Origin of the sequence: Parafrankia sp. EAN1pec, from assembly GCF_000018005.1 — a bacterium.
In the GTDB taxonomy this organism is placed as follows: Bacteria; Actinomycetota; Actinomycetes; order Frankiales; family Frankiaceae; genus Parafrankia; species Parafrankia soli.
In genome coordinates, this window is record NC_009921.1 from 245,057 (window position 1) to 257,258 (window position 12,202).

At 72.4% G+C, this 12,202-nt stretch carries 10 protein-coding genes; 2 read left to right on the top strand and 8 right to left on the bottom strand.

Features of this window, described 5'->3' with window-relative positions:
• Positions 1-3 precede the first annotated feature (3 nt).
• The 4 genes from panD to FRANEAN1_RS00965 form a co-directional block, all read right to left on the bottom strand.
• Entirely contained in the window at positions 4-453 is a 450-nt protein-coding gene (gene panD, locus FRANEAN1_RS00950; protein ID WP_012157643.1) for an aspartate 1-decarboxylase, read from the bottom strand.
• A gap of 3 nt (positions 454-456) precedes the next feature.
• The gene (gene panC / locus FRANEAN1_RS00955; RefSeq protein WP_012157644.1) at positions 457-1,539 is read right to left on the bottom strand and encodes a pantoate--beta-alanine ligase; all 1,083 of its coding nucleotides are present in this window, start codon (positions 1,537-1,539) and stop codon (positions 457-459) included.
• Positions 1,540-1,785: 246 nt separating this feature from the next.
• The gene (locus tag FRANEAN1_RS00960; RefSeq protein ID WP_012157645.1) at positions 1,786-4,329 is read right to left on the bottom strand and encodes an MMPL family transporter; all 2,544 of its coding nucleotides are present in this window, start codon (positions 4,327-4,329) and stop codon (positions 1,786-1,788) included.
• 133 nt (positions 4,330-4,462) lie between these two features.
• Complete coding sequence (locus tag FRANEAN1_RS00965; RefSeq protein WP_041253535.1) at positions 4,463-5,374, bottom strand: phosphoribosylaminoimidazolesuccinocarboxamide synthase; 912 nt, start codon at positions 5,372-5,374, stop codon at positions 4,463-4,465.
• A gap of 161 nt (positions 5,375-5,535) precedes the next feature.
• On the opposite strand from FRANEAN1_RS00965, the gene FRANEAN1_RS00970 reads away from it, so the two are divergent.
• Both FRANEAN1_RS00970 and FRANEAN1_RS00975 read left to right on the top strand, forming a co-directional pair.
• The gene (locus FRANEAN1_RS00970) at positions 5,536-6,135 is read left to right on the top strand and encodes a hypothetical protein (protein WP_012157647.1); all 600 of its coding nucleotides are present in this window, start codon (positions 5,536-5,538) and stop codon (positions 6,133-6,135) included.
• Positions 6,136-6,933: 798 nt separating this feature from the next.
• Entirely contained in the window at positions 6,934-7,410 is a 477-nt protein-coding gene (locus FRANEAN1_RS00975) for a hypothetical protein (RefSeq protein WP_041253537.1), read from the top strand.
• Between the two features lie 71 nt (positions 7,411-7,481).
• On the opposite strand, the gene purB is transcribed toward FRANEAN1_RS00975, so the two are convergent.
• The 4 genes from purB to FRANEAN1_RS00995 all read right to left on the bottom strand — a co-directional run bounded on the left by purB (position 7,482) and on the right by FRANEAN1_RS00995 (position 12,027).
• Positions 7,482-8,789, bottom strand: coding sequence for an adenylosuccinate lyase (gene purB / locus FRANEAN1_RS00980; RefSeq protein WP_012157650.1), 1,308 nt, complete (start codon positions 8,787-8,789; stop codon positions 7,482-7,484).
• Complete coding sequence (purE, locus tag FRANEAN1_RS00985) at positions 8,786-9,295, bottom strand: 5-(carboxyamino)imidazole ribonucleotide mutase (protein ID WP_041255237.1); 510 nt, start codon at positions 9,293-9,295, stop codon at positions 8,786-8,788. Before purE ends, purB begins: the two co-directional genes overlap by 4 nt.
• Before the next feature lie 50 nt (positions 9,296-9,345).
• On the bottom strand, positions 9,346-10,665 hold the full coding sequence (gene purD / locus FRANEAN1_RS00990; protein WP_012157652.1) for a phosphoribosylamine--glycine ligase: 1,320 nt from the start codon (positions 10,663-10,665) through the stop codon (positions 9,346-9,348).
• 423 nt (positions 10,666-11,088) lie between these two features.
• The gene (locus tag FRANEAN1_RS00995; RefSeq protein WP_012157654.1) at positions 11,089-12,027 is read right to left on the bottom strand and encodes a hypothetical protein; all 939 of its coding nucleotides are present in this window, start codon (positions 12,025-12,027) and stop codon (positions 11,089-11,091) included.
• Positions 12,028-12,202: the final 175 nt, after the last annotated feature.

The following is a 12,202-nucleotide window of genomic DNA, read 5'->3' on the forward strand; positions in this document are numbered from 1 at the left end:
TCGCTACGCCCCCCCGCCCAGGCCGCGAGCGCCGGCCGGGTCCAGGACGTCGCCCCGCAGGCTGGACGGATCGCCCGGCAGCGCCGCCGCCGGATCACCGCCCTGCCCGACGATCCGGTTCTCCGCGTCGACGAACAGGACCTTCGGAACGTGCCGGCGTGCCTCGGCGTCATCCATGATCCCGTAGGAGATGATGATGACGAGGTCGCCGGGGTGGACCAGCCGGGCGGCCGCCCCGTTGATCCCGATGATTCCGCTGCCGGCCGGGCCGCTGATCGCGTAGGTCTCCAGCCGGGCGCCGTTGTTGATGTCGACGATCGTCACCTGCTCGCCGGGCAGCAGGTCGGCGGCCGCCATCAGGTCGGCGTCGATCGTCACCGAGCCCACGTAGTGCAGGTCGGCCTGGGTGACCGTCGCCCGGTGGATCTTCGAGTTGAGCATGGTCCGGAACACCGGTCAGACCTCCTTGTCCTTGCCGGCGTCGTTGCGAGCCTCGTTGTGGTCTTTGCTGCGGGCTTCGTCGTCGACGGGGGCCGGCCCGGCCCCCGTCAGGACGAGTTCGACGTTGTCGATCAGCCGGGTGTTCCCGACCCGGGCGGCGACCAGCAGCAGCGCCGGCCCGACCTCGACCGGCCCGAGATCGGACGGGTTGGCCAGCGTCAGGTAGTCGACGTCAACGCCCGGCTCGGCGGCCAGCACCGACCAGGCCGCGGACAGTACGGCCGCCGCGCCCGCTCCAGCCTGCCTGGTGCCGGCGGACAGTGCCCGGGAGAGCGCCAGCGCGCTGCGCCGCTGCTCCGGCCCAAGGTAGGCGTTTCGGCTCGACAGGGCGAGACCGTCGGTGTCCCGCACCGTCGGCACTCCGACGATCTCCACCTGGAACGCCAGGTCGGCGACCATCCGGCGGATGCAGACGAGCTGCTGGGCGTCCTTGCGGCCGAAGAAGGCCACATCAGGGCGCACGAGGTGCAGCATCGTGCCGACCAGGGTGAGCATCCCGTCGAAGTGGCCTGGCCGGGACGCCCCCTCGAGGACGTCGCCGAGCCGGCCGGCACTCAGGGTGACCAGCGGTGCGGGATCATGGACCTGGGTCGGGGCGTAGACGGCGTCGACACCCTCGCGCGCGCAGAGATCGAGGTCTGCCTCGAAGGTGCGGGGGTAGCGGTCGAGATCCTCACCCGGCCCGAACTGCAGCGGGTTTACGAAGATTGTGACCACCACCTGGTCGGCCCGGCGCCGGGCCGCTCTGATCAGCTCGGCGTGCCCGCGGTGCAGGGCGCCCATCGTCATCACGACGGCGCGCACCCCCCGCGCGGGGCCGTCCCCGACGGGGGACGCGGCGGGTTCGCTCAGCAGGGTGGCGAGCTCGGCGCGGGTGCGGGCGACGGCGGGCCGGCCCGTTCGGGCCGGTGATCCGGAGGCGGTGGTCCCGCCCCCCGGCCCGGCTGACGCCGATGGCGAGGTCGGTGCGGCCGGCGAGGGCAGCGAGGTCGGTGCGGCCGGCCCGGAAATCGGGCGGGCGGGCGATTGGGCAGGCATGTGAACAGGCATCTGTCCGTTCCAGTCCTCGGATGGGGTACCGGACGTCGCCGGACACTGTAACCCGCATGCAACCTCCCCCGGCCCGGTCTGTGACCGGGCCGTCTTTCGCCGCGCAAGCCTGGCCGGGACGGCATCGGGCCGGCTCGCGCCGCGGCCGGAGACCCGAGAAGACACACCGCCCCCGGCCGCTACGGCGCGACCGGGGGCGGTGACTGGACGGAATCGGTGACTGGACCTGCGCGGTCAGTCCTGGCGGTGACGGGGGAAGTCGCCCATGCCGGAGAACGGGCCGTGGCCGGCGGGTGCGGGGGGCGCGGCGGGCGCGGGGGCCTGCGCCGGGAGCTGCGGCCGGCGGTCACCCGCCGGCACCGGGACGGCCGTCCCCCGGTCGTCGTCGTCGGCGGCGGGCCGGCGGCGCCACGCCCGCTCGCCGATCAGCGTCAGGACGGCGGGCATCAGGATCACCCTGATCACGGTCGCGTCCAGCAGGATCGCCGCGCCGAGCCCCACGCCGAGCTGCTTCATGCTCACCTGCGACAGGGTGGCGAAGATGCTGAACACCGCCACCATGATCACGGCCGCGCTGGTCACCACCCCCGCGCTACGCCGGACCCCGACCAGCACCGCGTCGCGCATCGGCAGGCCCGAGTCGTAGGCCTCCCGGACCCGGCTGAGCACGAACACCTGATAGTCCATGGACAGGCCGAACAGGATCACGAAGAGCATCAGCGGCAGCCAGTTGGTGATGGCCCCGGTCGAGGTGTAGCCGAGCAGGCCGTCCGCCCAGTGATGCTGGAACACCACCACGAGCAGGCCGTACGCCGCGGCCACCGACAGCAGGTTCAGCGCGACGGCCGCCGCGGCGACGATGGCGCTGCGGAACGCGGCCAGCAGCAGCAGGAAGGCCAGGACCAGCACGAACCCGATCACCAGCGGGGTGCGCCCGTTGAGCTGGGCGTTGAAGTCGGCCGAACCGGCCGTCCACCCGGTGACGTCCGCCGACATCCCGGAGACCGGGTCGATCGTGCTGGGGATGATCTCTCCGCGCAGCGTGTCGAGCACCCGCAGCGAAGCGTCGTCGGTGCCCCCGCCGGCGATCGGGATCGAGATCTTGGCGACCTGGCCGTCCGCGCTGATCTCGGTGGTGATCGGTTCGTACATCATTCCGCTGGCCAGCGCCCGCTCGCGCAGCGCGTCGATGGCTCCCACCGCCTGCGGCGCCCGCACGTCGGCGGCCGAGACCACGACGACCGCGGCCGTCTGCTCGCCCGGGAAGGCCGCCTGGACCCGATCGTAGGTCTGCATGATCGGAAGATCGTCGGGGATGTCGTCCATGCCCGGTTCGACGGTCCGCAGCCCCAGGGCGGGCACTGCCAGCAGGATCAGCAGCCCGCCGGTGACCACCGCGACGATGCCGGGGCGGCGCAGCAGCCGTCCCATCAGGCCGGGCCGGGTCAGATCGACGCCAGCGGTGCCGGCGACGCTCGTGGTGCTCGTGGTGCTCGACGTGGTCTTCCTGTCCGCGCCCGGGGCGCCGGCGGCGGCGGCGCGGGCGTCGGCGCGGCGGTGCCAGGGCAGCCGCAGGAGCTCGACCCGGTCACCCAGCCAGGACAGCACCGCCGGCAGCACCGTGAGCGAGCCGAGCACCGCGATCAGCACCACGATGACCGTGCCGCCGGCGATCCCGCTGAACACGCTCAGCCCGGTCAGCAGCAGGCCCGCCATCGAGACGGCGACCGTCAGCCCGGACACCAGAACGGCGTGACCCGAAGTGTCCGCGGCGATCTCCAGCGCGCGTTGCGGGCTGTGCCCGGCGGCTCGCTCCTCGCGCTCGCGGCGGATGTAGAACAGGGCGTAGTCGACGCCGACCGCCAGGCCGATGAGCAGCATGACCGAGGTCGCGGTCTCGTCCGTGGGCAGCAGCCGGCTGGTGAAGGCGACGACACCCAGCGCCCCGACGAACGCGGTCAGCGCGAGCGCGACCGGCACCAGCGCGGCGACGACCGCGCCGAAGACGGCCAGCAGAATGCCGAGGGTGAGCGGGATGGCGAGCAGCTCGGCCCGCTTGAAGTCCTTGCCGATCGTGTCGCCGAGCGCCTTGTCGGCACTCGCCTCGCCGACCTCCTCGACGAGCAGCCCCGGATGCTCGTCGGCCGCGGCCGCGACGGCGGCCAGCACCGGGTCGATCCGGTCGGTGGCGGTGTCCTCGTCACCGCGCATCTCGAAGGTCACCATGACCGAACGACGGTCGGTGGACACCAGCCCGGGGTTCGCCTCCACCCCGGGTAGCGCGATCGGCGCCCGCAGGTTGGTCACCTCACCGGTGCCGTCGAGCCGCGCGGCGACGTCCGCGAGGGCGGCCCGCAGCTCGGGGTCGGCGAGCAGCTCCTCGGGGCTGGCGGCCTGCGCCGGCCGCTGGATCAGCACGTTCTCGTTGGCGGGGGAGGTGAACCCGTGCGCGTCCAGGGTGCTCTGGGCCCGCCCGTCCTCACCGACGCTGTAGTCGTCGTCACCGAGGGTGCTGGTCCCGATCAGGCTCCCCAGCAGCGTGACGAGCACGACGCCGAGGATCCAGCCGCCGATGGCGAGGCGGCGGTGCCGCACGCTCCACCGGGCCGCGCGGGCGGCCAGGTGGGTGGCGTGCGTGGGGCTGTCGGGGGACGCGCTGGTCGGCGCGGCCCGGTGAGCATGGCGTGGGCCGCGGTCGGCCGGCCCGTCCGAGGCGCCGGACCCCGACGGGGCGGGTGAGCGGCGCGGCGTCGATGCTGTCGGAGGTCTCGTGCGCATGGAACGACGATCTCGTTCCGGCCGTTCCTGGTCACTGCGGAGAGCTACCAGGTTTGAGGTGCCGAAATCCTCCGGCGCCCGGTGGGGTTCGCTCGCGACCCCAGGTGGGGCTAACCCCCGGCCGGCGGGGTGGTCACGCGGTGGACAGGTAATCCTTGAACGAGATCCCGGTCAGCCGCTCGTAGGCCTCGACATAGCGGGCGCGCGTCGACTCGACGATGTCGTCGGGCAGCTCCGGTGCCGGCGGGTTGCGGTCCCACCCCGTGCTGACCAGGTAGTCGCGGATGAACTGCTTGTCATAGGACGGCTGCGTGCCGCCCGGCGTCCAGGCGTCCGCCGGCCAGAACCGGGACGAGTCCGGGGTGAGTACCTCGTCGGCGAGCCGCAGCACGCCGTCCGCGTCGTGGCCGAACTCGAACTTGGTGTCGGCGAGCAGGATCCCGCGCTCGGCGGCCAGGTCGCTGGCCCGCCCGAAGATCTGCAGGGTGAGCCGCTCGAGCTCGGCCGCCAGCTCCGCGCCGACCCGGCCGGCCGCGTCGTCCCGGCTGATGTTCTCGTCATGCTCCCCGATCGGTGCCTTCGTCGACGGCGTGTAGATCGGGTTCGGCAGCCTGCTGCCATCCTCCAGGCCGGCGGGGAGCGGATGGCCGCTGACGGTGCCGGAGCGCCGGTAGTCCTTCAGACCGCTGCCGGTCAGGTAACCGCGGGCGACGCACTCGATCTGGACCATGTCGAGCCGGCGGCACAGCATCGAGCGCCCGCGCAGCTGCTCGGCGTAGGGCGCGAGTTCCGCCGGATACTCGTCCACACTCGAACTGATCACATGGCTCGGGACGAGATCACCAAGCTGGTCGAACCACCACAGGCTGAGCCCGGTGAGCACCGCGCCCTTGTCTGGGATCTCCGTGGGCAGCACGACGTCGAAGGCCGAGATCCGGTCGCTCGCCACGAGCAGCACCGCGTCATCCCCGATCGCGAACAGCTCACGCACCTTCCCCGAGCCGAGATGCGTCAGCCCGGCGAACTCCTCATGTGTCAGCGGCATGGTCCGACCGTACCGGTAGCCTCCTGCCCGGGACGCCCGCTCAACGTGCCTCTTCGTGATGCCCCCGCTCGGTTGCCCGGCGGCGGACCCGGGCCGGGGCGACCGGCCCGGGGTCCTGGTCGGGATGCGGATGCCGGCGGCCGCCGGCAGCATGTCGCCTTGTGGCGAGCGCCGGGGACACCGCGGGCGGTTCAACGGCCGACGGCGCCTTCCGCGCCGCGGCCAGGGCCATCCTCTTCCCGCCAACCGGTCATCCCCGGCACGCCGTCTACGGGACGGTGCTGGCCGCCGGCCTGATCGCCGCCCAGGACCCTGATCAGGACTCGGCCGCCGAGATCATCGCCGCGGTCGCCACGACAATGGTCGTCTTCTGGCTGGCACACGGCTACGCCCACGCCATCGGCCACCGCGTCCGGCGCGACACCGGTGACGGCATCGGGCGCGTAGCCGATCGCCGAGCCGGCTCCGACGCCGGCTCCGACGCCGGCTGGCCTGGCGCCCGGCGCGCGCTGGTCGAGAACTGGCCGATGGTCCGGGCCTCGTTCCTGCCGCTCGCCGTGCTGGCAGTCGCCCGTGCGGCCGGCGCGAGCGTCAGTGACGCGCAGGAGGCGGCACTGTGGACCTCGCTGCTGCTGCTCTGCGCGTGGGGCCTGTTCTCCGGGCGCGCGGGAGGCCTACGCCGCTGGCGACTCGCCGGCTACACCGCGGGAATCGCCCTACTCGGCATCATTCTGATCGGCCTGGAGGTCGCCATCCACTGACCGTTGCTCAGAAGTAGCCGGCAACCGCCAGGCGTGGCCGGTATTCGGGCATCCGTGAAGGTGCGGTGTGGGGGCGGGTGGCTGGGGTCCGGTCCGGGTCGGTCCGGACCGATTCTGGCGCTCGGCTACTCGCCTTTTCGTTTCTTTCTCGCCGTTTCGGGTGGTTTTTTCGGTAGAACCCTGCCTGAAAGAGCGAGAAGGATGTCAAAGGGCGAGCAGGCTACCGGGGTGTGCGGGGTCGACCCGTGATCTCCGATCTCCGGGCCCCCGATCCCTGATCCCGGAGGTCCGATCCCGGAGGTTCGATCCCGGAGGTTCGGAGGCTGGGCCCCTGGCCCCCAGGTCCAGAGGCTGCCGGCCCCGGGTTCCGAGGCTCCCCGGCCCCCGAGCGCAGAGGTCGCCGGGCCCCAGAGGTCGCCGGGCCGCCGGGCCCCAGAGGTCGCCGAGGTGTACGAGGCCCGGGGGCGAGACCTCCGGGGCTGCCCCCGGCCCTTCGTCCCGCCGGCGCCTGCCCGGGATCCCTACCTCTGAACCCGGAAGACAAAAATATTGGGAAATCGTATTCGTGCTTATATCTTTAGTGTGCCCGACGGTTGGCTATCGAAGAATTTTCAGCCAGGTCATCGATCGAGGGCTGGATATCGGCGCACGGCTGGATTTGCTCCTGGCACCGTGGAAGGCATGAGTCGCCACGACCCCGCGCTTGCTCGGGCCCTGGCGGTCGCGTGCCGCCAGAAGGGTGCGCTCACGCGCGTACAGGCGCGTTGTGCCGGCCTTACCGACCATCGCCTACACCAGTTGGTCCAGAATGAGGACTGGCTCAATCCAGTCCAGGGCGGATATGTCGTCCCCACCTGCGACACTTATCTTGGACGGTGCCAGGCGGCGTTGCTCGTCCTGCCGTGCGCGACCCTCTGTGGCCTGACAGCGGCCCGCCTGCACGAGTTCCCGACCCTGCCGCCGCGCTCGGACGACGAACCGATCCACCTGCTCCTCCCGCCCGGATCATCGCGGCGGCGGAACAAGGGTGTCGTGCTGTGGTACGACGCGATGTCCGCGGAGCAGCAGGAGCAGGTGCACGGTCTGCGGGCGACGAGCGTGGCACGCACGCTCGTCGACCTGCTGGCGTCGGGACCGCGTGACACCGCGGCCAGCCTGCTCGACCGTGCGGTCGAGGGCGGCCTCGTCGCCCCCGAGGAGCTCGACGAGCTGCGCGGCGCCCTTGATGCCCAGCCCGAGGCAACTCGGCCGGACCCCGTCCGGCCCGACACCTGACCGCGGCTTTCACCCCGTTGCCCCAGGCCAGGCCGGGCCATTCCGCCCGGCCCGGTGGCGTCCAGCTCGGCTTAGCTCAGCGCGGCCAGTCGGTCGAAGAGGGGGGTGAGCCGCTCGACATAGCGTTCCGGTCGGCTGACCTCGTCCAGGCGAGCCTCGTCGAGCGGCAGGCCGCGGTCGCCCGCGTGCTTGCGCAGCGTCTCGCGGAAGGGGACGCCCGTCTGCCAGGTTTCCATCGCCGCCGCCTGGGTGACGGCGTAGGCGTCCTCGCGCGACAGCCCGGTTTCCACCAGCTCCAGCAGTACCGCCGAGGTGTAGACGAGCCCGCCGGTGGCGTCGAGGTTCGCCCGCATCCGTTCCCGGTCGACGACGAGGCCGTCGACGAGCCGGGTGGTGAGGTGTAGCAGGTAGTCCACGCCGCAGGCGGCGTCCGGCAGGGCGATGCGCTCGGTGGAGGAGTGCGAGATGTCCCGCTCGTGCCACAGCGGGACACCCTCGAGGACGGGCACGTACTGGGCCCGGACGATCCGGGCGATCCCCGCGATGCGCTCCGACATGATCGGGTTCTTCTTGTGCGGCATCGCGGACGAGCCCTTCTGGCCCGACCCGAACGGCTCGGACAGCTCCCGGACCTCTGTGCGCTGCCCGTGCCGCACCTCGAGGGCGACCGCCTCGCAGACCGTCGCCAGGCCGGCGAGGGCCGCGACCCAGGAGGCGATTCCGTCCCGCAGGACGACCTGTGTCGCGACCGGCGCCGGGGTGAGGCCGAGCTTGTCCGCGACGTAGCCCTCCACGTCGGTGTCGATGTTCGAGTATGTGCCGACCGCTCCCGAGATCTTCGCGACGCCGACGTCCGCCCGCGCCGCGCGCAGCCGGTCACGGCAGCGGGCCATCCCGAAGGCCAGGTCGGCGACGCGGTGGCCGAACACCGTCGGCTCGCCGTGGATGCCGTGCGTGCGGCCGACCCGCAGGGTCCCGCGGTGCGCCAGCCCGAGGTCGCGCAGCGCGGCGACCAGCCGGTCGGCACGGGCGAGCAGCAGGTCGGTGGCCTCGACGAGCTGGCAGGCGAGCGCGGTGTCGAGCAGGTCCGACGAGGTCATGCCGAAGTGCACGTAGGCCGCGGCGGAACGCGGCTCGGTCTGGTCGGCCCAGGCGGTCAGGAAGGCGATCACGTCGTGCTGGGTGACGGCCTCGATCTCGGCGACGGCCTCCGGCGTCGGGGCCGCCGCGGCACGCACCGGGCCCACCGCGTCGGCCGGGACGCGCCCGGCCGCCGCGTGCGCCTCCAGGACCAGGACCTCGACCTTGCACCACAGCTCGTACTTGTTCGCCTCGGACCACACCCGACCCATGTCGGGCAGCGTGTAGCGACCGATCATGCGCGTGCCGCCGCGGTCGCCGCCGCCGCGACGTCAGCGAGAGAGTCGGCCGCTGCCTGCTCGAACTCGTCCTTGAATGTCGCGAGCTTCAGGCCGAGATCCGGGTCGCCCAGCGCCAGGATCTGGATCGCGAGGATCGCGGCGTTCGTCGAGTTGTTCAGCCCGACGGTGGCCACCGGCACGCCGGGCGGCATCTGCGCGATGGCGAGCATGGAGTCCATGCCGTCCAGCGCGCCACCGGAGATCGGCACGCCGATGACCGGCAGGGTCGTCAGGGCCGCGACGGCGCCCGGCAGCGCGGCGGCGAGCCCGGCGCCGGCGATCACCACCTGGATCTCCCGCGCGCGCAGCTTCCCGACGTACTCCGCGAGCGTGCGCGGGGCGCGGTGCGCCGAGAGGGAGACCTCCTCGTAGGCGACCCCGAAGCGCTCCAGGGTGGCGCCGGCCTTGCTCATGGTCTGGGTGTCCGACGGGGAGCCGTAGACGATCGCCACCCGCGGATCCATCGAGCCGCCCCTTGCCCCGTTGCCCTGTGACGACTTGCCCTGCGACACGCTCACTCCTTCTTGTCCTGCTGGTCCTGCGACTGGTGAAGGTCGCCCACCCCGGAACCGGCGCGGTGGACGTCCACCGCGCCGCGCATCCGGGACGGGTCCCCGATGTCGGTGCGGTAGTGGGCACCGTCCAGCGAGATGCGGCTGATGGCCTCGTATGCCGATCCTCGCGCGGACTCGAGGTTCGAGCCGATGGCCGTGACGGACAGCACCCTGCCACCCGACGCGACCACCTGCCCCTGTTCGTCCCGGCGGGTCCCGGCGTGGAGCACGTCCACCCCCGCCAGCGCGCCGGCCGCGGCCAGACCACGGATGGGATCACCGAGCCGTGGGTTCGCCGGGTAGCCGGCGGCGGCGACGACCACGGTGATTGCGGCCCCCGACCGCCACACCGGCGGCCGCCGCCCGGAGAGCACGTCGGTCAGCGGCGTGTTGAGCAGTGCCAGGATCGCCTGTACCTCGGGGTCACCGAACCGAACGTTGAACTCGACCACACGAATGCCACGGGACGTCAGCGCCAGCCCGGCGTACAACAGACCGGTGAACGGGGTTCCCCGGCGGGCCATCTCGTCCACTGTCGGCCGGATCACCGTGCGGACCACCTCGGCGGTCAGGTTCCGCGGCGCCCACGGCAGCGGGGTGTAGGCCCCCATCCCGCCGGTGTTCGGGCCGGTGTCGCCGTCGCCGACCCGCTTGTGGTCCTGAGCGGGCAGCAGCGGCACCACCGAGCCGGACTCGGTGACGATCGCGAACAGCGAGACCTCGGGCCCGTCGAGGTACTCCTCGAGCACCACCCGGTCGTCCGGGCCACGCAGGCTCGCCCGGACGGCGTCGACGGCCGCGTCCCGGTCGGTGGTCACGGTGACGCCCTTGCCCGCGGCGAGACCGTCGTACTTCACGACGTACGGCGGGCCGAAACTATCCAGATCGGCCAGCGCCGAGGAGATCTCGGTGTGGTCCCGCGAATCGGCCGTGGGGACGCCCGCCGCTCGCATGATCTCCTTCGCGAACGCCTTGCTGCCCTCCAGTCGCGCGGCCGCGGCGGACGGGCCGAACGCCCGCAGCCCACGGGCCCTGATCTCGTCGGCCGCGCCGGCGACCAGCGGGACCTCGGGGCCGATCACCGTCAGATCGGCGCGCACCGACTCGGCGAGGGCGGCGACAGCATCCGGATCGTCGACCCGCAGCGGACGCGGCTCGGCCAGCTCCGCCGTCCCCGCGTTGCCCGGGGCGCACACGAGCGAGCCGACATTGGGATCCCGGGCCAGCGCGCGGCACAACGCGTGCTCACGCCCGCCGGAACCGACGACGAGGACCTTCACAGCTCGGGGGAGGCCGGGGTGGCGGCCGCGGAAGTCACGGGGTCCAGGTTAGCGCGCACGTTGATCATCCTTTGCCTTGTGGCCCTGTCGGCGATGCCGTCCCGAGTGTCCCGGGGATCGACTGGTGCCAGCAATGTCCGCTTGCTCATCAGCAAGAAGAGACCACGGCAGGACCCGTGCCGCCTCCACCGACCACCGCCGTGTCGCATGGTCCGGGCCCCCGCCCGGCGCCCGGCTCGGGCCGCGGGGCTTCGGGGGCGCGCGTCGGCGCTGTCGACGTCCTTTTATCCGTTTCGATGAAGCGCGGCGACTGAATGAGTGCATGGACTCACTCGATCACCACACTTCTCTGTGCGCGCCGGAAACGGTGCCGATGGTGGAGATGGAATTAGATGTGGCTAATAGATTGAGAAGGAGGAAGGGCTACAGGCCCACGCCGGCCTGCCAGAGCATGTGAGCCATTCCGTGCACCAGGTGAAGTGCGCAACGGCGGGCGTCCACCTCGGCCATGCCCTCGACTATCGACGGGGCGTCGACGGGCCACACCTGCACCTCACGGCCGAGCACCGTCAGCGGCGCGGGGGCGTCGCGGCCCTCGAAGGTGCGTCCGTCCGGTTCGACGAACAGGTGCAGGGAGCGTCCCGGGGCCGGGAAACTCTCGCAGCGCCAGTAGAGGAGTGGCCAGGCGTGCAGCCGCTCGCGGCGAAGGAGCCGGCGGCGTGCCGGTGTGGTCCCCGACCGACGTCCGTGCCGGCCGGTGGGTGGCGGACTGGCGGTGTCGGGGTCCGCGTCGTCCTCGCCACGGCGGCGGTCCTGTCTGGAGCCGTCCTCCCCGGCCCGTGCGGCGGCGCGGCCCGTGGTTGACGTCCGGAGTCGTGGCGTGCCGTTCCAGTCGGGGACATCGTCGTGGGATCGTTCGGCGCGGCGGCCGTTCGTGCGGACGATGACCGGTGGGGTGAGGCGCTCGGCCGCGCAGAAGCCCAGGAAGTCGTCGATCTGGGCCTGGACGTGCTCGGCGATCGCCGCCGCCCGCTCGAGGCGCTGGGCCTCGGCGCGCTTCGAGCTGCGGATGGCGTGACTGCCGCGCAGGAGAACGTCGGTCAGGGCCTCCGGCAGCGCCTCGCCGGTGGGGGAGAAACCGACCGGCCACGTCGCGGGGTCGATGCCGCGGCGCAGCGGATGGTCAGGATGGACGGTGGGTGACCAGCGTGCCGGGCCTGGCTGGCGTGGTGCCGTCGCCGGCTCGAGTTCGGTCGAGGGTCGCGCGGTGGCGAGTGTCTCGTTCGTGATCTCGGAGCCTGCGCCGTCGGCGCCGTCGGCGTGCTCGTCGTCCCAGGAGGCCTGCGACGGGTATCCCGCCATCGCCACCACCCCCGGTCGTCGCCTACTGTGACCGGCCAAGCGTCGACCGTAACGCTCCGTAGTGCAACTCCGGCCCGACCCGATCACCGCGCGAGACTGTTCACCGCACGGGGGACCGGTCACGGCTCAGGCCTGGGCACGGCACGGCGCGGGTGAGACTCTCGCCCGCGCGCCG